This is a genomic window from Chelativorans sp. Marseille-P2723, from assembly GCF_902809845.1.
Lineage (GTDB): Bacteria > Pseudomonadota > Alphaproteobacteria > Rhizobiales > Rhizobiaceae > Chelativorans.
The window spans coordinates 352,991-373,503 of sequence record NZ_CADDWI010000013.1 but is presented as its reverse complement, the minus strand read 5'-3'; the positions used below and the strand labels follow the sequence as shown (position 1 = coordinate 373,503).

20 protein-coding genes are annotated in these 20,513 nt (G+C 57.7%); 11 read left to right on the top strand and 9 right to left on the bottom strand.

What is annotated here, in order from left to right; translation table 11 throughout:
* The first annotated feature begins 41 nt into the window (after positions 1–41).
* The 5 genes from HUS57_RS13145 to HUS57_RS13125 are packed head-to-tail and all read left to right on the top strand — an operon-like array spanning position 42 to position 4,521.
* The gene (locus HUS57_RS13145; protein WP_173934359.1) at positions 42–1,046 is read left to right on the top strand and encodes an ABC transporter permease; all 1,005 of its coding nucleotides are present in this window, start codon (positions 42–44) and stop codon (positions 1,044–1,046) included.
* A 2-nt stretch (positions 1,047–1,048) separates the two neighbouring features.
* Positions 1,049–1,903: an ABC transporter permease gene (locus HUS57_RS13140; RefSeq protein ID WP_173934358.1), complete on the top strand. Its 855-nt coding sequence runs from the start codon at positions 1,049–1,051 to the stop codon at positions 1,901–1,903.
* Positions 1,900–2,703 (top strand): ABC transporter ATP-binding protein, encoded by an 804-nt coding sequence (locus HUS57_RS13135; protein ID WP_173934357.1) that lies wholly within the window; start codon positions 1,900–1,902, stop codon positions 2,701–2,703. The genes HUS57_RS13140 and HUS57_RS13135 overlap by 4 nt, the downstream gene beginning before the upstream one ends.
* 1 nt (position 2,704) lies before the next feature.
* On the top strand, positions 2,705–3,682 hold the full coding sequence (locus tag HUS57_RS13130) for an ABC transporter ATP-binding protein (protein ID WP_173934356.1): 978 nt from the start codon (positions 2,705–2,707) through the stop codon (positions 3,680–3,682).
* The gene (locus HUS57_RS13125) at positions 3,679–4,521 is read left to right on the top strand and encodes an amidohydrolase family protein (RefSeq protein WP_173934355.1); all 843 of its coding nucleotides are present in this window, start codon (positions 3,679–3,681) and stop codon (positions 4,519–4,521) included. The genes HUS57_RS13130 and HUS57_RS13125 overlap by 4 nt, the downstream gene beginning before the upstream one ends.
* Positions 4,522–4,906: 385 nt before the next feature.
* On the opposite strand, the gene HUS57_RS13120 is transcribed toward HUS57_RS13125, so the two are convergent.
* From HUS57_RS13120 to HUS57_RS13100, 5 genes are read right to left on the bottom strand one after another with little or no spacing between them, the layout of a single operon-like run.
* Positions 4,907–5,881 carry a dipeptide ABC transporter ATP-binding protein gene (locus HUS57_RS13120; RefSeq protein WP_173934354.1) on the bottom strand — a complete coding sequence of 325 codons (975 nt, stop codon included), beginning with the start codon at positions 5,879–5,881 and terminating at the stop codon, positions 4,907–4,909.
* On the bottom strand, positions 5,878–6,861 hold the full coding sequence (locus tag HUS57_RS13115; protein ID WP_173934353.1) for an ABC transporter ATP-binding protein: 984 nt from the start codon (positions 6,859–6,861) through the stop codon (positions 5,878–5,880). Before HUS57_RS13115 ends, HUS57_RS13120 begins: the two co-directional genes overlap by 4 nt.
* Before the next feature lie 29 nt (positions 6,862–6,890).
* The gene (locus HUS57_RS13110) at positions 6,891–7,763 is read right to left on the bottom strand and encodes an ABC transporter permease (protein WP_173934352.1); all 873 of its coding nucleotides are present in this window, start codon (positions 7,761–7,763) and stop codon (positions 6,891–6,893) included.
* Positions 7,756–8,700 (bottom strand): ABC transporter permease, encoded by a 945-nt coding sequence (locus HUS57_RS13105; protein ID WP_173934351.1) that lies wholly within the window; start codon positions 8,698–8,700, stop codon positions 7,756–7,758. Before HUS57_RS13105 ends, HUS57_RS13110 begins: the two co-directional genes overlap by 8 nt.
* A 22-nt stretch (positions 8,701–8,722) precedes the next feature.
* Positions 8,723–10,297 (bottom strand): ABC transporter substrate-binding protein, encoded by a 1,575-nt coding sequence (locus HUS57_RS13100; RefSeq protein ID WP_173934350.1) that lies wholly within the window; start codon positions 10,295–10,297, stop codon positions 8,723–8,725.
* Between the two features lie 128 nt (positions 10,298–10,425).
* Between HUS57_RS13100 and HUS57_RS13095 the strand changes: the two genes are divergently transcribed.
* On the top strand, positions 10,426–11,361 hold the full coding sequence (locus HUS57_RS13095) for a 2-hydroxyacid dehydrogenase (protein ID WP_173934349.1): 936 nt from the start codon (positions 10,426–10,428) through the stop codon (positions 11,359–11,361).
* A gap of 19 nt (positions 11,362–11,380) precedes the next feature.
* Here the strand turns inward: HUS57_RS13095 and HUS57_RS13090 are convergent, their stop codons facing one another.
* The gene (locus HUS57_RS13090) at positions 11,381–12,142 is read right to left on the bottom strand and encodes a GntR family transcriptional regulator (RefSeq protein WP_246727870.1); all 762 of its coding nucleotides are present in this window, start codon (positions 12,140–12,142) and stop codon (positions 11,381–11,383) included.
* A 110-nt stretch (positions 12,143–12,252) separates the two neighbouring features.
* Here HUS57_RS13090 and HUS57_RS13085 point away from each other — a divergent pair, with 110 nt between their 5' ends.
* The 4 genes from HUS57_RS13085 to HUS57_RS13070 all read left to right on the top strand — a co-directional run bounded on the left by HUS57_RS13085 (position 12,253) and on the right by HUS57_RS13070 (position 16,495).
* Complete coding sequence (locus HUS57_RS13085; RefSeq protein ID WP_173934348.1) at positions 12,253–13,815, top strand: ABC transporter substrate-binding protein; 1,563 nt, start codon at positions 12,253–12,255, stop codon at positions 13,813–13,815.
* Between the two features lie 76 nt (positions 13,816–13,891).
* Positions 13,892–14,839, top strand: coding sequence for an ABC transporter permease (locus HUS57_RS13080; protein WP_173934347.1), 948 nt, complete (start codon positions 13,892–13,894; stop codon positions 14,837–14,839).
* The gene (locus tag HUS57_RS13075) at positions 14,829–15,743 is read left to right on the top strand and encodes an ABC transporter permease (protein WP_173934346.1); all 915 of its coding nucleotides are present in this window, start codon (positions 14,829–14,831) and stop codon (positions 15,741–15,743) included. The genes HUS57_RS13080 and HUS57_RS13075 overlap by 11 nt, the downstream gene beginning before the upstream one ends.
* A 17-nt stretch (positions 15,744–15,760) precedes the next feature.
* Positions 15,761–16,495, top strand: a complete 735-nt coding sequence (locus HUS57_RS13070; protein WP_173935191.1) for an SDR family oxidoreductase — start codon at positions 15,761–15,763, stop codon at positions 16,493–16,495.
* A 27-nt stretch (positions 16,496–16,522) separates the two neighbouring features.
* Here the strand turns inward: HUS57_RS13070 and HUS57_RS13065 are convergent, their stop codons facing one another.
* Genes HUS57_RS13065 through HUS57_RS13055 form a run of 3 tightly spaced genes read right to left on the bottom strand, consistent with a single transcriptional unit; the run spans position 16,523 to position 19,357 of the window.
* Positions 16,523–17,368: a fumarylacetoacetate hydrolase family protein gene (locus tag HUS57_RS13065; protein ID WP_173934345.1), complete on the bottom strand. Its 846-nt coding sequence runs from the start codon at positions 17,366–17,368 to the stop codon at positions 16,523–16,525.
* Positions 17,369–17,380: 12 nt separating this feature from the next.
* Positions 17,381–18,142 (bottom strand): SDR family NAD(P)-dependent oxidoreductase, encoded by a 762-nt coding sequence (locus tag HUS57_RS13060; RefSeq protein WP_173934344.1) that lies wholly within the window; start codon positions 18,140–18,142, stop codon positions 17,381–17,383.
* A gap of 15 nt (positions 18,143–18,157) precedes the next feature.
* Positions 18,158–19,357, bottom strand: coding sequence for a mandelate racemase/muconate lactonizing enzyme family protein (locus tag HUS57_RS13055; protein ID WP_173934343.1), 1,200 nt, complete (start codon positions 19,355–19,357; stop codon positions 18,158–18,160).
* A 105-nt stretch (positions 19,358–19,462) separates the two neighbouring features.
* Between HUS57_RS13055 and HUS57_RS13050 the strand changes: the two genes are divergently transcribed.
* Complete coding sequence (locus tag HUS57_RS13050) at positions 19,463–20,512, top strand: succinylglutamate desuccinylase/aspartoacylase family protein (protein ID WP_173934342.1); 1,050 nt, start codon at positions 19,463–19,465, stop codon at positions 20,510–20,512.
* The last annotated feature ends 1 nt before the right edge of the window (position 20,513 follow it).

The following is a 20,513-nucleotide window of genomic DNA, read 5'->3' as shown; positions in this document are numbered from 1 at the left end:
TGGCTTTGCTGGCCGGAAGATGCGGGCTGTGGGGGCGGTCGATGTACGCTGATTACGTTCTCCGTCGCTTCGGCATCATGCTGCTTGTCATCTTTCTGGCAGTATCAATCAATTTCGCGCTGCCACGGCTAATGCCGGGCGATCCAATCGAAGCACAACTCAATCGCATCATGGCGGAATCTGGTGGCGCGGTCGGCGATGTGCAGGCGCTTGTCAATTCTTACCGGGAACGCTTCGGCCTCGATGATCCGCTTTGGCAGCAGTACCTTTCCTTCTGGCAAGCGGCATTTCGCTTCGATTTCGGCTATTCACTGGTCAATTTTCCAGAACGCGTCATAGATGGTGTCCTCGCGGGCCTGCCTTGGACGCTTGGCCTGCTCGGCTTCGCGACGGCTGTGAGCTTTTTTCTCGGCACATGGCTCGGCGGGCTGATGGCATGGCCCCAGGCGCACCGATTCTTCCGTGTGTTCGGTAGCGGTATTCTCCTGCTTTCCTCGGTGCCCTACTTCCTGATCGGCATGATCCTGCTTTATGTCTTCGCGATCGTGTTGCGCATTTTTCCCGCGGGCGGTGGCATTCCCTTCGGCGTCGATATCGGCCTGAATTGGGTGACCGTCAAAGCCATTGCCTGGCATGGCACGTTGCCGGCTCTTTCTATCATTCTCGCAGAAGTCGGCGCTTGGGCGATCGGCATGCGCGGCATGATGATCAGCGTGCTCGGCGAGGACTACATCGCGCTGGCGGAAGCGAAAGGGTTGCGGAAGCAACGCGTCTTCCTCTGGTACGGGATGCGCAATGCCATGCTGCCACAACTTACCAAGCTAGCCATGGCACTTGGCCATATTGTTTCGGGTGCGATCCTGGTGGAGGTGATCTTCTCCTATCCAGGCATTGGTTTCAGGCTCTATCAAGCCATCCAGTCGCAGGACTACTTTGTTATCCAGGGTATCGTGCTCCTCCTGTCCGTGTCGCTGGCCGTGGCCATGTTCATCCTTGATCTCATCTATCCGCTCATCGATCCGCGGATCACTGCCCAGAGGACATGACGATGGCGATTTTTGCTGGACGTCACAGTGAAGTGGTGCAGAACCGCACTCTGCTCGCGGGACTTGTGGTGCTGGGCCTGATCGGTCTTTGCGCCCTTATAGGGCCACTGTTCCTAGATCCGGCCATGGCTCGGGTAGGTGCAACCACCCCGCGCCTGGCACCTTCCGCAGATCACTGGCTGGGAACAGACGGCCAGGGCCGCGATATGCTGACCGTGATGGCGTTAGCCCTGCCGCAGACCCTTAAGATCGGCCTCATGGCCGGACTGATCAGTCTGGCCGTGGGCGTCGTGCTCGGACTTGTTGCGGGCTTCGTAGGCGGCAAGGTGGACATCATTATTCGGCTTATTTCAGATGTGGTGATGACCATCCCTGGGATTGCTATCCTGGTGCTCGTGGCAGCCAATGTGCGTGAAATGACAGTCGAGTTAATGGCAGCGATCGTAGCCTCGCTCTCCTGGATGGTAGCAACACGCACTATCCGGGCGCAGACCCTTTCCTTGCGCGAGCGTGGCTATGTGCATGTAGCGCGGCTAAGTGGTGCTTCGACATTCAACCTCGTTTTTGTCGAAGTCCTGCCAAACCTGTTGCCCTTCATTACCGCAAGCTTCGTCATCACTGTCTCACAGGCGATGCTCGCCAGCATCGCCTTGGAAGCTCTCGGCCTTGGGCCTCAGAACGAGTTGACACTCGGTATGACGATCTATTGGGCGCAGTTCTATAGTGCGATCATTCGCGGCATGTGGTGGTGGGTAGGCCCGCCTATTCTGGCCATATCTCTGATTTTCATCGGGCTTATGTTGACCTCCGTCGGCATGGACAGCTTCGTCAACAAGCGTGTGAGAGGCGGCCAATGACGGCGCCCGTGCTCGAAATCGAAGGCCTCAATGTCGTCTATGACACGCCGGGAGGCCCCTTTCACGCCGTCAGGGATGTCAGCTTCTCCCTGGCCTCGGGCGAGCGGTTCGGCCTAGTCGGAGAATCGGGATCCGGCAAGTCTACAACTATTCTGGCGCTAATGCGAATGTTGCGCTCCGGTTGGGTGGAAAGCGGGAAGGTGCGGCTCAACGGTCGCGACCTTCTGGCTGCACCCGCCAGCGCCTTCCGCCAATTACGCTTCGCCGAGATGTCATTGGTACCGCAAGGCGCGATGAGCTCGCTCAATCCAGTACTGCGCATCGCCGACCAGATCGCCGATATTTACGATGATCACGGCATCCGCTGGAGGCGCGGTGAACAGATAGAAGCCATGCGTAACCTGCTCGCCCGTGTCGGCTTGCCGCCGACTGTGCTCGGCTTTTACCCCCACCAGCTTTCGGGTGGTATGAAGCAGCGCGTCTGCATTGCCATGTCGATCGCGTTGCGACCGACCCTCATTCTAGCCGACGAGCCAACGAGCGCGCTCGACGTGATGGTGCAGAAGCAAGTGCTTGCCACGCTTGGACGGGTGCAACGCGATCTCGGTGCCTCCGTCCTGCTTATTGGCCATGACATGGCGCTGATGGCGCACTTCGTGGATAGAATAGGGGTCATGTACCAGGGCAGCTTGGTCGAGATGGGATCTGTACGCAAGATCTTCGCTGATCCGCAACATGCCTATACACGTATGCTGATCGACTCGCTGCCTTCATTCAACCGAACTCGCAGGCGGGCATGATATGACGACTGCCCTCGAAGTCTCCGACGTCGACGTCGTCTTCGCATCCGGCATTGGAGGACGCCTCCGCAATATGGCTCTGCGCAATATCACGATGGCGGTGGGCGGTGAGCGCTCGTCGATCACGGCTGTTGTCGGCCAAAGCGGGTCCGGCAAAAGCACCCTGATCCGGCTCTTGCTCGGCGTGCAAGCTGCCACGCGGGGCAGCGTCAGTTATGCAGGCCGGCCTCTCCATTTGATGAGCCGCAAGGAGCAGATGATGTTCCGGCGGGAGGTGCAGGCGATTTTCCAGGACCCGTTCGATGTGTTCAATCCCTTCTACAGGATCGATCACGCGCTTCTGGCTCCGCTACGCAATTTTGGGCTTGTGGCTTCACGCGACGAAGCTTATGCCGAGATCGAGCAGACGCTGAAGGTGGTCGGCCTCGAACCGGGGCAGACGCTGGGGCGATATCCACATCAGCTTTCCGGCGGGCAGCGTCAGCGCGTGATGATCGCCCGCGCTCTTTTGCTCGACCCAGCTATTATTCTGGCCGACGAGCCGGTTTCCATGGTGGACGCCTCACTGCGCTCCACAATTCTAGACATCCTCTACGATCTTTATCGCGTGAAGGGTATTTCGCTGGTCTACGTCACCCATGATCTCGCAACGGCCTATCAGGTGGCCGAAACGATTGTGGTGCTCAATGGCGGGCAGGTGATGGAGGTCGGTGACGCGGAGGCCGTGATCCACGATCCCAAGCATCCCTATACGCAGGCGCTGATTGCCGCCGTCCCGTCGCCTGATCCCGACATACCTTGGAATCTGGAAGCTGATCCAGCAGAAAAGCTGCATGAGGTGGACGCAACGATAGAGCAGGTGCTTTTCCGCGTTGATCCACTACGGGCGATCGCTGGCCCACCGGACCGTGACGGCGAGAAGACGACAATTGCTAAAATCCAGCAAGCCGTAAGCGACGCCCAGGATGTGGCGAAATGATTTTTGACGCTCATATCCATATATGGGAGAGTTGGCCATATAAGCCGGAGGTCCCCGATCCGCAAAGCAGGGCGCGCGCCGAGCAGGTTCTGTTCGAGATGGATGCAGCGGAGGTTGAACGTGCCGTCGTCATCTGCGCTGCGATCGGCGACAACCCGCACAACGCGGATTATGCCTTTGACGCAGCAACGCGACATGCGGGACGTCTCGTCGTCTTTCCCGATCTTGAATGCCGCTGGTCGCCGGAGTTCCGTACACCTGGGGCAGCTAACCGGCTGGAGACAGCGCTCGAACGCTGGAGCTTCTGCGGGTTCACGACTTATCTGACCGAGGAGGAGGACGGGTCGTGGCTCACCGGCGAGGAGGGACGGTCGTTCTTTTCAGTTGCCGCCGAAAAAAGGCTGATTGCAAGCCTGTCGGTGATGCCACACCAGATGCCTCATGTGGGGAGACTGGCTGCTTTGTTCCCGGAGTTGACGCTGATCTGCCACCATATGGGTTTTCTCGGACCGCGCAGCGCCGGCACCCCAAGCGCACGCGATCTCGTCACCGCGCTTGCCCGACATCCCAACGTATTTCTAAAACTGTCCGGCATGGGCAATGTGGCAGCCTCGCAGCACGAGTATCCGTATGAGCAGCTTCAATGGATCTTTTCCGCGCTTAAGGAGGCGTTCGGTCCGGATCGTCTCGTGTGGGGTTCCGATTATCCGGTATCGCGGCGGCACATGACCTATCGTCAGACCCTGTCGCTTATCCGTAAGCACGGTCCCTTTTGCGAATCCGAGCTGAAGCGCGTTCTCTCTGGAACTATGAACAAGCTGATTATTTCGCGCCGTTAGGCAGCCTGCACGAGCAATTCTATCCCGGCCAGCAACCTACCAGACTGTTTGTACTGTTCTGCAAGCAGGGTAATCAGCCCGGCGTCATTCCATTTCCTGTTTTCTGTGGTCATGGCCTTTGGGCCGCTTGATCTGGTGGAGAGAACTGAATCCGATAAAAACCATCAAGAGCGGCCAGATCCGTAGGATGCCGTTGGCACGGCCCCCAGGCACATTGGAAAGAACTCATCCTCGGCACCTTGTACATGCTTGCGACCGATTGTGCTCTTCTACCTGATGACTACATTTTCTGAGCTATGGTCGGGCTAATTTGCGCTACACCGGTTCAGGCATTTCATATAATGTCTCTTTAATTCTTGACCTAGCAGTCGCTTCCTTCCTCGCATCAGCCCGCGTCGAGATGGCAGGCGACCTGATGTCCTGCCCGGCTCTCTCTCAAGATAGGCTCTTCGCTGCGGCAACGATCAAATGCGAATGGGCATCGTGTGTGGAACCGACAGCCGGCGGGCGGATTGATAGGGCTCGGGATGTCGCCGTGCAATTCCATCGGTTCGGTTGGTTGATCCGGTTCGGGCACGGGGACCGCAGACAGCAGCGCGCGTGTATATGGATGCTGTGGACGATGATAAAGCTCAGACTTTGGCGCTAGCTCCACGATCTTGCCCAGATACATGACTGCCACCCGGTCAGCTATATGGCGAACAACAGCAAGATTGTGCGAGATGAAGAGGTAGCTGAGCTGCAGTTCCTTTTTTAGATCGGCCATCAGGTTGATGACCTGCGCCTGGATCGAGACATCCAGGGCGGAGACCGGCTCGTCACAAATGATCAGTCGGGGATTGAGGGCAAGCGCTCGGGCAATGCCGATGCGTTGACGCTGGCCGCCGGAAAACTCGTGTGGATATCGGTCGGCGGCTGCCGCAGAAAGTCCGACCTTCTCGAGCAGTTCGATCGAGCGGGTACGGCGCTGCGGTCTTGTCATCGTTCCTTCTATCACAATGGGTTCGGTCACGATGTCCCAGATACGCATGCGAGGATCTAACGAACCATAGGGATCCTGGAAGATAAACTGGCACTGCTTCCGCACTGCACGAAGATCATGCCCCGCCAGAGTACGCATTTCTCTTCGGTCAAACCTCACACTGCCTTCCGTCGGCTCAATCAGGCGCACAAGCAGTCGGCCGACAGTTGACTTACCACAGCCAGATTCTCCGACCAGGCCCAGTGTCTCGCCAGGAGCGAGGTCGAAGCTAATGCCGTCCACCGCATGAACGGTCTGACGACGCGATTTGAGGAGGCTGCTGCCGATGCTGAAATGTTTCTTCAGGTCCCTGACCTGGAGGAGATCTCCGGCGGTCATGTTCTGCGTACCTCGTAATCGTCATGGCGGATACAAGCCGCCCGATGCCCTTCACCAAACAATTTCAGGGGTGGAATCTGGGCAGCACAAGGTGGTCGCGCATAATCGCACCGTGTTCGGAACCTGCATCCTGAAGGCATGGCGGTTGGCGGCGGCACGGAACCGTCGATAGCTAATAGTCTGTCGACGTCCTCATAAAGCGGGGGAATACTGCGCAGCAAACCTTCCGTATACGGGTGCATGGGGCGGCGAAACGCCTCCGACACCGGAGCATCCTCGACGATCTTTCCGGCATACATCACGATCATCCGTTGAGCGAACTGCGCGACAACGCCAAGATCGTGGGTGATTAGGAGAATTGCCATGCCGAATTCCTGCTGCAGTTGCTTCAGGAGTTGCAGGATCTGCGCCTGGACCGTGACATCCAGTGCAGTGGTCGGCTCGTCGGCAATCAGAAGCTTTGGCTGCGATGACAGCGCTATGGCGATCATCACGCGCTGGCGCATGCCGCCGGAAAGCTCGTGCGGATACTGGTCAATGCGGCGTTCGGGGGAGGGCACCTTGACCAACGCCAAGAGCTCGATCGCTCGTGCCCGGGCTGCGCGCCCGCGCAGCCCTTGGTGCAGTGTGATCGCTTCGCCGATCTGGTCGCCCACGGTAAAGACCGGGTTGAGCGAACTCATCGGCTCCTGGAAAATCATGGCTATATCGCCGCCGCTCATCCGGCGCATCCGCGAACGCGACAGCGCAAGCAAATCCTGTCCGTTGAAGTTCACTTCTCCCGCAGAGATGCGCGCGGCATCAGGTAGCAACCGCAGAATCGAAAGGGCGGTCATCGTTTTGCCCGAACCAGATTCTCCCACGACGGCCAACCGCTCATTGCTGCCGATGTCAAAACTGATCCCGTCAACGACGGTCAGCGGGTTATCTGATTTGCCGAGTTCGGTTCGAAGGTCGCGGACCTTTAGCAAAGAACTCATGGGAGTGGCCGCCTCCGTCATTGCCGTCATCACTTCGATGTCAGTCGTGGGTCGAGCACATCGCGCAAACCATCACCCAGGAGGTTGAGGCCGAGAACGCTGAAACCAATGGCTAGGCCCGGAAAGATACTGATCCATGGCGCGTCGACCAGATAGTCGCGTCCTTCTGCGATGATATTGCCCCAGGTCGGCACTGGTGGCGGTGGTCCCACACCAAGAAAGCTCAACGCAGCCTCCGCCAAAATCGCGTAAGCGAAGACGAAGGTCAGGTCGACGATTACGGGTGCCATCGAGTTGGGCAGCACATGCTTGACGATAATGCGACCGTCACTAGCGCCTGACAGCCGCGCAGATTCGATATATTCCGAATTTCGCACCCCAAGTACTGCCGCTCGCACAATCCGCGCCGTTCGCGGCGTATAGGTGATACCCAGAGCAACGATGAGATTGAGCAGGCCAGCGCCGAGCGCGGCGGCAATAGCAATGGCAAGCATGATAGGCGGGAAGGCCATCAAAGCGTCCATGCAGCGCATGATCAATCCGTCCAACCGCGGGAAATAACCTGCTATTGCCCCGATCAATACGCCGAACACCGCAGTGATTGCGACAACGCTGATCCCGATCAATAGCGAAAGGTGGGTGCCAGTCACCACCCGGCTGAAAATGCTGCGCCCATAATGATCGGTGCCGAAGACGAACTCGGCAGATGGCTCAACAAAGCGAGACTGATAGCTGATCTTCAAGGCATCTCCGGCCAGACCGAGAAGACCTACGATGCCGGCTAAAACCATCACCACAAGAATCCCGGCACCAATGACGAGTCCCCGATGCGACAGCATACGGCTCAGAAGTTGATTGCGCGGCTTTTCTAGCGGCACGGCCTGGAGCGTCGATTCAGTCATTGCGAAGTCTCGGATCGAGATAGGCGTAGAGTAGGTCCACGATCAGATTGATGAGGACGAGAATCAGAGCCACGGCAAGAATCGAGCCCTGAATTACCGGATAGTCCCGGCGAAGGATGCCCTGGACGACGAGTTGGCCGACGCCGGGCAGCACGAATATCTGCTCGATCACGACGGCTCCCGCGATTGCGACATTTACCAGCAGCCCGACAACGGTGATGATCGGTATCATCACATTGGAAAGCGCGTGCTTAGCAACGGTCTTCCATTCGGCAAGGCCCTTGGCGCGAGCCGTGCGGATGAAATCCTGCCGCAACACCTCCAGTGTCGTCGCACGTGTCATCCTGGCGAGCAATCCGATCTGGAAGACCGCTAGCGAGAAAGCGGGTAACGTAAGCGACTGCAGGCAGGCGAGAATGCCTTCGCTCGGCGGCACGTAACCGCTGGAAGGCAGCCAACCGAGCATGACGGAGAACACGAGGATTCCCATTATACTGAGCCAGAAGCTGGGTACGGATACACCCAACAAGGCCACCGACATGACCGCCGTGTCCACCCAAGTATTCTGCCGGTAAGCCGCTAGCAATCCGGCAGCAATGCCCAACGGCATGGTGATCACGATCGAGTAGGCCGTGAGGAGAAGGGTGGTAGGCAGCCGCTCTTGAATCGCTTGCAGAACGCTGCGCCCAAGCATGAAGGAGTTGCCGAGATCACCTTGCAGCAGGTTCATGTACCAGACGCTCATTTGGATGTGCAGCGGCCGGTCGAGGCCCAACAACTGCCGGATCGATTCCACCTGGTCGACCGAAGCGTCGGGGCCAGCTATTACGATCGCAGGGTCGCCTGGAATAATGTGGATCAATCCAAACGTTATGAGGCTGACCCCAATCAGCACCGGAATGGTGCTGATCAGGCGCCGCAATATTACTTCGATCATGAAGGCTGCTTTCTCGTGCCGTTCACGAAATCCAGACGTTCCACATCCGGATGGCGTCGTAAGGCTGGAAGTTCTGAAGGCGAGCCTGCGCAACCTGCTTGATCCCCCGATCTCCAAGCTTAAGGAGATAGGCCTGATCATTCAGGCGGAACTCGATCTTGTCCCATGCGGCACGCCGTTCCTCGGGCGAGGGTGCTGCCAGCAGTTCTTCCCAAGCCGATTCCATCTCATTGTCTTCTTCGTAGAAGAACCAGTTCCCATCGCCGGAAACGAGGCGCTGATATTGGAATGGTCCCAGCATGGGCTGGATAGCGTAGGCGGTGCTGAACATATTGTAGGCAGTGGGATCGGCGCGCATCGCGTTGGCGCCGGGCCAATCGAGCACCTGCACCCGGACCGGGATACCGATCGACTTGATCTGCTCCGACATGACGACCGCCGCTTCTTGCAACGAGACGATATCCGAGCTGGTCAGAATGACTACTTCTTCGCCCTGATAGTTTGCCTCCTGCAGAAGCGCCTTGGCACGATCGGTGTCGGACACGTTGTAAACAAGCTGATCTACATTACCGGGATAGAATTCGCTGTCGGGGTAGACGAAAGAAGGGTTGAGATTGAATAGCCCGTCTGTGGCTATCCCCATGATCTCTTCAGTGTTGAGTACCTGCTGGATGGCTTTGCGGACGAGGACATTATCGGTCGGCGCCCGCTGAACGTTCATCGGCACGAGGTTGATCGAGACCGGCAACCGGTCATAGATTGCCAACATGGGATCGGATTCGAGACGCCTGGCCGCCGGAACCGGGATGTCATCGGCAATCGTGATTTGCCCCGACTGGATGCCGCTTACCCGGCTACTGGCCTCCGAGACGACGGTGAACGTCACTTCGTCAAGATAGGCAACCCTTCGACCACCATAGCCATCGCGGTCCTGATGGGTTTCGTCCGGGCGGTAATCTTCATAGCGTTTGATGCGCAGCCGTGTGACGCCATCCCAATCAACGAACTCGAATGGCCCGGTTGCGATTGGCTGGATCTCATTGGGACCTTTGTCGCACTCCTCCGCCGGGATGATCGTTATCGGGGAGGCCGGCGACTTAATCAGCTCGATCCAGCTCGGTATCGATTTATTGAGCGTAACGACAACTGTGTAAGCATCGGGAGTATCGATGCTTTCGACGGGCTCAAGCCGGACTTTTTCCGGGCTTATGCGCGCGTAGCGTTCGAGCGAACGCTTGACGTCCTCCGACGTCATCTCCTTGCCGTTATGGAAGGTGACGCCCTGCCGCAAGGTGAATGTGTAAACGCGAAAATCGTCAGAAACGTCGAGCTTTTCTGCGAGTTGCAGTTTCGGCGCGCCGCTCTCATCGATCGTCACCAAGGTCTCGTAAATGTGCATCAGGATGTTGCGAGCAGCCTGCGAACGCGAGAAATGCGGGTCAATCGTTTCAGTAGCGGCATTCATCGCCACGACAGCCGAGCCGCCCCGGGTAGGCGTAGTCGTCTGAGCAAACAGCTTTAACGGATGTGCGGAAAACTGCCCTGCCAGCCCCATTGTAGCCGCACCCTTAAAAAGGTCTCGTCTGCTAATGCGCATGTCGTTGATCCCCTGTGCGTTCTTGGTTGATACAATCCGGTGCCTGCGCCACAGACCCCCGTTGTATGCGGACAATAATCGTATACAATCTAACGATTGTCAATGAAGTTGAGTGGAGGTTGCACGACATGGACAAGCCGGAAATCGTATTTGTTGGTGGGGGACCGGAGTGGTATGTTCAGCGGTTTGCCGATGACTTCTTCCTGCACCGGCTTCCCGACGGTAATGCCGGCGGGTTGAATGATCAGGTCCGGTCCCGTGTGCGTGCGCTTGTGGCTGCGGGGCCCGTCTCAGCAGAACTCATCGCTGCTCTACCCCGCCTTGAACTCATCGCTAACGCCGGTGCCGGCTATGATAAGGTCGATATGGATGCCGCGGCGAGAAGGTCCATTGCGGTCACCAACACACCGGATGTCACTGACGAATGCGTGGCCGATCTGGCGATGGCGCTCCTCCTCGCGGTAGCGCGGGATGTTCTTCGCGGAGATCGCTTCGTCAGGGCGGGCAAGTGGACCCAAAATAGTTATCCGCTTGTCCGGAAAGTGGGGGACCGCAAAGTCGGCATTCTAGGCATGGGAAGGATCGGTCGCGCAATCGCTAGACGGGCGGCAGCGTTCAACATGCCGGTCGGCTATCATAACAGGAAGCCCCTGGAGAGCGAAGCCTACACCTATTTCAACTCGCTGCCGGAACTTGCAGCATGGGCGGATGTTCTCGTCGTTGCATGTCCCGGTGGTACTGCAACTCATCATCTCGTTGATCGTGCTGTGCTTAAAGCGCTGGGCTCCGAGGGCATTGTTGTCAATATTTCTCGCGGTGCCGTGATAGACGAACAGGCGATGATCGAGGCGCTGGAGCAGGGTGAAATTGCTGGCGCCGGGCTTGACGTATTCGAACACGAGCCTTTCGTCCCCGAACGCCTGATGAGCTTGGAAAACGTGGTTCTGATGCCGCATCGCGGAGGCGGCACAATCGAGACCTGGGAAGACGCCTGCGACCTCGTCAAGGCGAATCTCTCCGCCTTTTTCGAAAGCCGCGCACTTTTGACACCGGTTGCTGGCTAATGTTTGTAAAAGGCCGACGTCAACCCCTCGGAGCGGGGGCTTCGTCGGCCGAAATTTTCTTGCGTTCTGAGCGTCGTGCAGTGACAAGGCCTTCGTAGTCGAGTGCGCGACTATAGTCCAGAATATGCACCCGGACGAGTTCGACGATTTGGGCGCTGTTTCCCGCTTTCAACCCAGTGAGCAGCTCATCATGCTCCTGGACAATAACGTCGAGGTTCTTCTGAAGGGTCGAGAGGCCAAATATAATCGTGAGCTGCCTTGAAAGTGGTTCCCACATGCGAACGAGAACGTCATTGCCGGAAAGGCGACAAAGTGTGCGGTGGAATTCCGTGTCCAGGCTGGCGACACCATAAGGATCCTCCTTCCGGACGGCTTCATGCAATCGCTCCATGATCTCCTCCAGAGGCGCCAGGATATCTGGATGTTCCTGCTTGGCTTGCAACACCTCCTGCACCGCTAGCGTCTCAAGAGCAGTACGCACCTTGAGGATCTTTTCGAGTCGATCGACGCTAACATCCATCAATCGCATGCCCCGATAGCGCTCATTGACTACGATGCCCTGACTTTCGAGTATCCGCAGAGCTTCACGAACAGGTACGCGGCTGACACTGAGCGACCGGGCGACTTCGGCCTCGACGACCCGGTCGCCAGGCAAAAACACCCCTGTCGCTGTTGCTTCCACGATAGCGTCCACAACCTGGTCAACGAGCGTCTTGGCCTGGAGCGGAACCAGCTTCTTCATGCCGCCCGTTTCGTTCTTTTTGGATTCTCTAGGGCTCATGACCCTTTCCATACTCCTTGATTGACACGCGCAAATCGTATACGATTATACGATAAAGACAATTAATAGACTAGAGATCATTAGGCAAACATCTCGGTGGGAGGTAGGTGATGCAAAGAACATTCAGCCGGAGGAAACTGTTCGGTGCACTTTTCGGAGCAGTGACGATCATATCTGTCGATGTGAGCGTCGCAAACGCTCAGACTGCTGGCGGCAATCTCATCGTTGCGCAAAGCTCCAACCCTCCCAGTCTAGATGCCATGGTGACAACGTCCCAAGCCTCTCGCAATATCACCATGAACATCTACGAAACCTTGTATGGTTTCAGTGAAGACATTCGTCCCATTCCTATCTTGGCGGAAGATGTCGAGATATCGCAGGACGGTCTGACCTATCGCTTCCTTCTGCGCCAGGGCGTCATGTTCCACAATGGAAAGGAAATGACCGCAGAGGACGTCAAGGCCTCTCTCGACCGCTATAAGCAGCACGGCGGTACAGGCACGATGCTGGAACCAGTCAAATCAATCGAGGTCACTGGAGACTACGAGGTCACTCTAACCTTCGATGAACCAAGCCCCACTTTTCTGGAAGCCTTCGCCTCGCCTCGCGCGCCTGCAGTGATCATTCCGGCCGAGGAAGCAGCAAAGGAACCGAACGAGATCGAATTCATCGGCACGGGACCCTATAAATTCGTGGAATACGTTCCGGACAGCCACGTGACGCTGGAGCGGTTCGAGGACTACACTCCCAACGAGAATTTCGAAGGCATCGACGGTTTTGGCGGGCGCAAGACCGCCTATCTCGACACCGTGACTTTCCGTGTCATCCCCGAACCTGGCGCTGCAGTTGCTGCCCTGGAGACCGGCGAGATCCAGATGCTGGAACAGATTCCTGTTCCCACCGCACGTCGTCTAGCCTCGAACGAGAACATCAAGCTCTATGAGAATATGCCATGGGCGTTTCTCACCTTCGTGTTCAACATGAAGGAAGCACCTAGTGACAATCCTAAATTCCGCGAAGCCGTCCAGGTCGCTCTTAATAATGAAGAGGTCATGGGCATAGCTACGGAGGGCTTGTTCCAACTCTATCACGGCTGGATGTATGAGGGTTCGCCTTATGATGCCGGCGACATCGGGCAGGAATATTACAACATTGCCGATAGCGAGCGCGCCAAGCAGTTACTGGCAGAGGCTGGCTACAACAACGAACCATTCTCGATCTTGACCGATTCGAACATTCCCGAACATGGCAAGGCAGCAATCGTCATCGCCGAGCAACTCCAGGCAGTAGGTATTAATGCAACTGTCAATCAGGTCGACTGGCCGACAGCGCTCAATATTCGCCTCCAGGATAGCGGGTGGAACGGCTGGACCCTGATGATGGGCATCGAACCATATCTCGGCCCCGTGGCACTTATCTCGACATTGACGGGAGACCAGCCCCATTTTCGTGCAACTGACGATCAGCTCGATCAACTCTATGAAGAACTTATCTCAACCGATAGCGAGGAAGGGCGTAAGGAAGTTTTCGCACGCATCCAGCAGCGTCTCTACGAGTTCTTCGGTGTTGTGAAACTGGGCGAGACGGGCCTCATGCAAGCCACTAGGGCCAATGTCGAAGGGTTCAAACCGTTCCGCTTCCCGCGCGTCTACGATGTCTGGCTTGCCGAGTAGAGCGGTTCAACAACCTTGATTCGTTGCTGGGCGGGGGAAAACCGCCCGGCCAGGCCTTTTGGCAGGAGGGCAAGCATTGATCTATTTTCTCCTGCGGCGGCTCGCGAGCGCATTACCTGTACTGTTTGTCGTGTCCCTCGTCAGCTTCGTCATCATCGCAATCGTTCCTGGCGACGTGACAGCCGAGATCGCGGGCAGCGATTCCACCGAGATTCAGCGGGCCGAGATTCGTGAACGGCTGGGCCTTGATCGCCCCCTGCATGAACAGGCCCTGCGCTGGTACGGCCGCCTGTTGCAGGGCGATCTGGGACAATCCTTCCTGCTCAACCGGCCCGTCACCGAGGCGGTGCTCGAACGGCTACCAGTCACCCTCTCGCTTGCCGGTTTGGCGCTCGTCCTGGCGATCGTCCTGGGCGTACTGCTTGGCATCCTGGCTGCCACCAAACATGGAACCTGGTTGGATCAAGGCTCCATGTCCCTAGCGTTGTTTGGACTTTCCATCCCGGATTTCTGGTTTGCGCTCGTTTTGATCTCGGTTTTCGCCGTCGGACTGGGTTGGTTTCCGAGTGGCGGCTACGTGCCGGCGTCTGAAAACTTCTGGGGGTGGGCAAAATCCATGACGCTCCCTGCCTTGGCATTGGCCATCACCCAAATGGGCGTCATTGCCCGCATGACACGCTCTGCCATGCTGGAGGTAATGAGCCAGGACTACATACGCACTGCGAAAGCGAAGGGCATGGTCCGTCGGACGGTTATCTTCAAGCACGCCTTGCGAAACGCCTTGATCCCGATCATCACCGTGATCGGCGTCATGACTGGGGTGCTCCTCGGAGGCGCGGTGGTAATCGAATCAGTGTTTTCGCTGCCGGGCGTCGGCCGCCTGATCATTGGAGCAATTCAGCGGCGTGATTACCCGATCATCCAGGGTGGCCTGCTGATAACTGCCGCCGTGTTCGTCTTCGTCAATATCATGGTCGATCTGGCTTATGGCTGGCTCGATCCGAGGGTCCGCCATGGTCGCTGATACCGAAATCGCGGATGTCCGTGCGATCAAGCGCGAGCTCGCCAAGGCACGTCGTCGGGGCTGGGCTCGGTTCATGAGGCGTCTGGCCGCGCACGGGTCATTCAAGATTGGCTTCGCGCTGTTCCTGATGATTGTGATGCTCGCCCTCTGCGCAAACTTCGTCGCGCCCTACGATCCTAACAAGAGCGACTATCGCAGTATCCTCATGCCGCCGTCCCTCGACCATTGGTTCGGCACGGATGGGTTTGGCCGTGATATTTTCAGCCGTGTGATCCATGGCACCCGTGTGTCGCTGGGCATAGGTCTTGCGGTTGTCGTAGCCACAGGCGTACTTGGCATCTTCTTCGGTTTGCTCGCCGGCTATGTCAGATGGCTAGATAATCTGCTGATGCGGATCATGGATGGGCTGATGGCATTTCCCGGCGTGCTGTTGGCGATCGCTCTTGCCGCAGCACTTGGACCTTCCGCCCTGAACGCTGTGATCGCGCTCACCATCACCTTCACTCCGAGGACGGCCCGCGTCGTGCGATCAAGCGTACTGGTCGTTCGTGAACTGCCCTATGTGGAAGCTGCGCTTGCGGTAGGAGCCGGGCACGGGCGAATTATCTTCCGCTACATACTCGCCAACTCGCTTTCGCCCCTGATCGTGCAGTTGACCTTCGTCTTCGCGGTATCGATCCTTGCCGAAGCCATCCTCAGCTTTCTCGGCGTGGGGCCACCACCACCTGCGCCCTCGCTGGGCAACATCATCGCTGAGGGCCGCAACTATCTTCAGGATGCTGGCTGGATTGCTCTTTTCCCCGGCCTGGCCATTGCCGCCGCCGTCCTTGGCTTAAACTTGATGGGTGACGGTCTGCGCGACGTGACCGATCCTCGCATGCGATCCGAGCGGGAAGCCGGCTAAAGACATACAGTGTTATGATGAGGCAAAAAATGAATGATAAATCGGTGCTGGTCACCGCCGCAGGGCAGGGCATTGGGCGCGCTATCGCAGTCGCGTTCGCGCAGGCCGGCGCCCGCGTTATCGCGACCGACATTGACACAGCCCTGCTAAATGACCTTCACCAGCGGCAGGGCATACAGGTGCGCCGTCTCGATGTCCGCGACGATAAGGCGGTCCGGGAAGCTGCGGCAGAACTGGGGAGGATCCATACCCTCGTCAACTGCGCTGGAGTCGTTCATTCGGGCTCGGTATTGGACATGACCTGGGACGAGTTTGATCTCGCATGCGACATCAACGTCAAAGGAATGATACGTTCGATTCGTGCCTTCTTGCCCCCGATGCTCGAACATCGCGACGGCTGCATCATCAATGTGGCATCCGTCGTTTCAAGCTTGAAAGGGGCGCCAAACCGCTTTGTCTATGGTACCACCAAGGCGGCTGTGATCGGCCTGACGAAGTCGGTCGCGGCCGACTTCGTGACGCGCGGTATCCGATGCAATGCTATATGCCCGGGGACGGTAGACAGTCCGTCGCTACAGGACCGGATGCGGGCGCAGGGCGACTATGCCGCTGCGCGGCAGGCCTTTATCGCGAGGCAGCCGATGGGCCGCCTTGGCACTGCCGAGGAAATAGCAGATCTGGCGGTCCATCTTGCACAGGCGACCTATACGACTGGCCAGACCTATGCGATTGATGGCGGTTGGTCTATATGACCGCCCCCATTATCCGGCATTGCCGCTTCAAGCGTCTGCCGCGACCCGCTGCTGTTGTTCACCCAGTCCTTCAATTCCAAGGCGCATGACCTGTCCCGGTTTCAAATAGACTGGCGGCTTCTGGCCCATCCCGACACCCGGTGGAGTGCCGGTAGAGATGATGTCGCCGCTCTGCAGGCTCATGAAGCGGCTGACATAGCTGATGAGTTGCGCAATGCCAAAAATCATGGTTCGAGTCGATCCGTGCTGATAGCGCTTGCTGTCAACCTCCAGCCACATCTCTAAGTCGCCCGGATTCGAGACCTCATCGGCCGTCACCATCCAGGGCCCAATCGGGCCGAACGTATCGCAGCCCTTGCCCTTGTCCCAGGTTCCACCACGCTCAAGCTGGAATTCTCGCTCGGAGATGTCGTTGATCACGCAATAACCGGCAACATGGGCGAGAGCATCAGCCTCGCGGATATATTTGCCAGGCTTGCCGATGACGACGCCCAGTTCGACCTCCCAATCGGTTTTGACGGAACCGCGCGGAATCAGAACGGTATCGTTTGGCCCGCAAATTGCACTCGTTGCTTTCATGAAGATGATCGGCTCGGTAGGTACCGGTGCACCGGATTCCGCTGCATGATCGGCATAGTTCAGTCCGATGCAAATAAACTTCCCGACGCCGCCGACGCAGGGGCCATATCGAATATCGCTGTCCACCAGTGGCAGTGAACCCGTGTCCACCGAACGTAGCGACTGCAGGCCCTCCGGCGTCAAAGTCTGGCCGGAAATGTCTCTGACTACATTCGACAGATCACGGATCGAGCCATCAGTGTGAATGATCGCTGGTTTTTCTAGTCCCGGTTCCCCAACGCGTGCAAGTTTCATACAGGATATCCTTCAGTAAGTGGCCTGTCCGCCGGAGAGATCAAATACGGCTCCTGTGGTGAAGCTGTTTTCCTCGCTGACCAGCCAGGCGATCATCGCAGCCACCTCTTCGACTTCGAGAAATCGTCCGCGTGGAATCTTCGAAAGCATATAATCGATGTGCGTCTGCGACATCTGATCGAAGATGCTCGTACGCGCAGCAGCGGGCGTTACGCAGTTGACCGAAAGACCGGTTCCGGCGGTTTCCTTTCCAATGGATTTGGTAAGCGCGATCACGGCGGCCTTCGAGGCCGAGTATGCTGCCGCATTTGGATTGCCTTCTTTGCCAGCGATCGAGGCCACATTCACGATGCGGCCGTACCCACGCGAGATCATCCCCGGCAGAATCGCCTTGCAGCAATGGAACGGTCCGTTGAGGTTCACGTCGATAATGCGTTTCCATTCATCGACGTCATAATCGGCTACCGGCGCGTTGGCGCCGGCGATGCCGGCATTGGCAACGAGTATGTCTATGCGCCCGAAGCGCTGTTCGTCCTTTTGCGCAGCCGCTGTCACTGCCTCATAGTCGACCTGATCGACGACCTGGAATGACGCGGCTTTCCCCAGTTCCCTGGCGCTCTGCTCCACCAGGTCGGCGTCCCGGTCCCACAAGGCTACCTGCGCACCCGAGGATATCAGCCGCGCGGCCACCGCGCGACCTATGCCTTGTGCTGCGCCCGTTACGACCGCTATGCGGCCAGTCAGATCGATCGCATTGCGCTGGATAAGTGCCATGGCGTTTCGTCTCTTTTAAGGTTGGAAAAATCCCGCCGCATCCGGCGTATACCGCTTGAGTTGATCCAAATCGGGTTCGATCCCAAGGCCAGGGAGGTCGGGGATTTCAAGATAACCTTCCTCGTCAAGCGCAAACGCCTTGTTTGCCAATCGATCGACATACGCGCTGCCGCCGATATATTCGATAAGATCGCAATCGTAGATCGCGGATGCCAGTTGCAGGTCAGCGGCAAGTCCCAGTGCTGTATTCCAGCCGTGTCCGATATAGCGGATGCCGAACTCCTGAGCCATCCAGGCAATTCGCCGTTGTTCGCTGATGCCACCGACCTTCGTCACGTCTGGTTGAACGATGTCAAAGGCACCACGAACCAGGAATGGCGTAAAAGATTGGCGGCGGGTCAGAACCTCCCCGCCGGCGATCGGAACGGGGCTTGCCCTTCGCAGTTCGATGAAGTCCTCAAGCGCATCCGGCCGAAGCGCCTCCTCAAACCAGCCGATCGCATAATCCTTCAACATCTGTGACGCATTCAGCGCCCATTTCAGACCATTCGGCCAGTAGGCATCGCTTGCCCCGGCATCGACCATTAGGCGGGCATTCTCTCCGACAGCCTCGCGCGCTGCGCGAATGATGGCTTCGTCCTTCCGCAAATCATCACGCCTGCCAAACGGCCCCCATCCGATTTTGAATGCGCGGAAACCGTGCTCAAAATGGGGAGCGATAATTCCGGCCATCTTCTCCGGTTCGTCCATCAACAGCGAACAGTAGGGTTGAACCCGGTCCCGGTAGCGGCCGCCAAGCAGCCGCCCAACCGCCAAGCCCGTTGTCTTGCCTAAGATATCCCACAGCGCCATATCGATGCCGCTTATCGCGTGCGTGATCGAACCGCCCCGGCCCATCCAGAACGTATTCTGGTGCAACTTCTCGCTGACCCGCTCCGGCTCAAGCGCATTCTCACCTATGATCAGCGGCTCGAGAACCGAGACCGCGGCCTCCACAAGGCCGCCATTGGTGAAGACGCTTCCGTAGCCAGTAACGCCCTCGTCCGTGTGGACGGCGATAAGCGCATGAACGGAATCCCGTTCATCTATCTCGTGACTCCACCCTCCCTGGGGGCTCTCACCGCGCAACGGCGCGACACGGATGCTCCTGATGCGGATGTCAGGCAGACGCGCATAGCTGGAGTTTTGTTGCGGCCTGTCGACGGGCGAATGCATGCTTGTTCTTCTCCGTGATGCGAATGTGCGGAAGATGACTCCTTGACACGGATCAATATCGTATACAATCATACGACACAAGTATCCGGAGAGGAATTTGACGCCATGACCGCTAACTCGGCGAAGAGCCGCATCGTTTGCCCCATCGATTTCGACAAGGAGGGACGTCAGGCCGGTTATGCGCGCGCCCCTCTGTCCCGCAATAATTCCGGCTGGGGAACGGTTGAAATTCCGATAGTGGTCGTGAAGAACGGGTCGGGTCCAACGGTTCTCTTCACCGGCGGCCTGCACGGCGACGAATACGAAGGCCCGATCGCCATCTCGCGCCTCGCGCAGGAATTGCGACCGGAGCAGGTCCAAGGCCGCGTGATCATGATGTCGGCCGTTAATATCCCCAGCATTCTGGCAGACACGCGTCTGTCACCGGTAGACGGTTGGGATATCAATCGGTGCTTCCCCGGAAATCCGAAAGGGACGTTCAGCCAGATGCTGGCGCACTTCCTCGACAGCGTGATCCTGCCCATGGCAGACATATCGATCGATATGCACACTGCGGGCCATTCCTTCGATTCCGCGCTTTCCACGAACATGCATCACGTCGCCGATGACGAGATCCGTAGAAAAACGCTGGCCGCGGCGGCGGCTTTCGGCGCCCCCTACAATGTGGTGTTCGGCGGTGTCGATGAGGACTCTACCTTCACCTCCTGTGTGGAGAGGCGGGGCATAATTTCGCTCGGGACCGAACTTGGCGGCTGGGGCCGCGTGAATATCGAGGGCGTACGTATCGGAAGACGGGGCTGCTACAACATTTTGAAACATATGGGGGTTATCGAGGGCCGTCCTGAAACGGCGCAGAAGGACGGGGCGGCCTGTACCGCGCACAAGATGGTGCGGGAACCCGCGTCATATGTCTTCGCGCCAAAGGGCGGATTGTTCGAGCCGGCCCACTATGCCGGCGAAGAAGTTCGGGCAGGCGAGATTGCTGGCTATCTCCACTTTATCGAGGATGTGGATGCCGACCCCATCGAACTAACCTACGGGAAGGACGGTATCGTGTGGTTCGGAGCCGGACCTGGTCGCGTGGCGCGCGGCGATGCAGTCGCGATCGTCATGGAGGACTACCAGGACGATTGGTCGAGTGAGGCAGCAGGTTGAA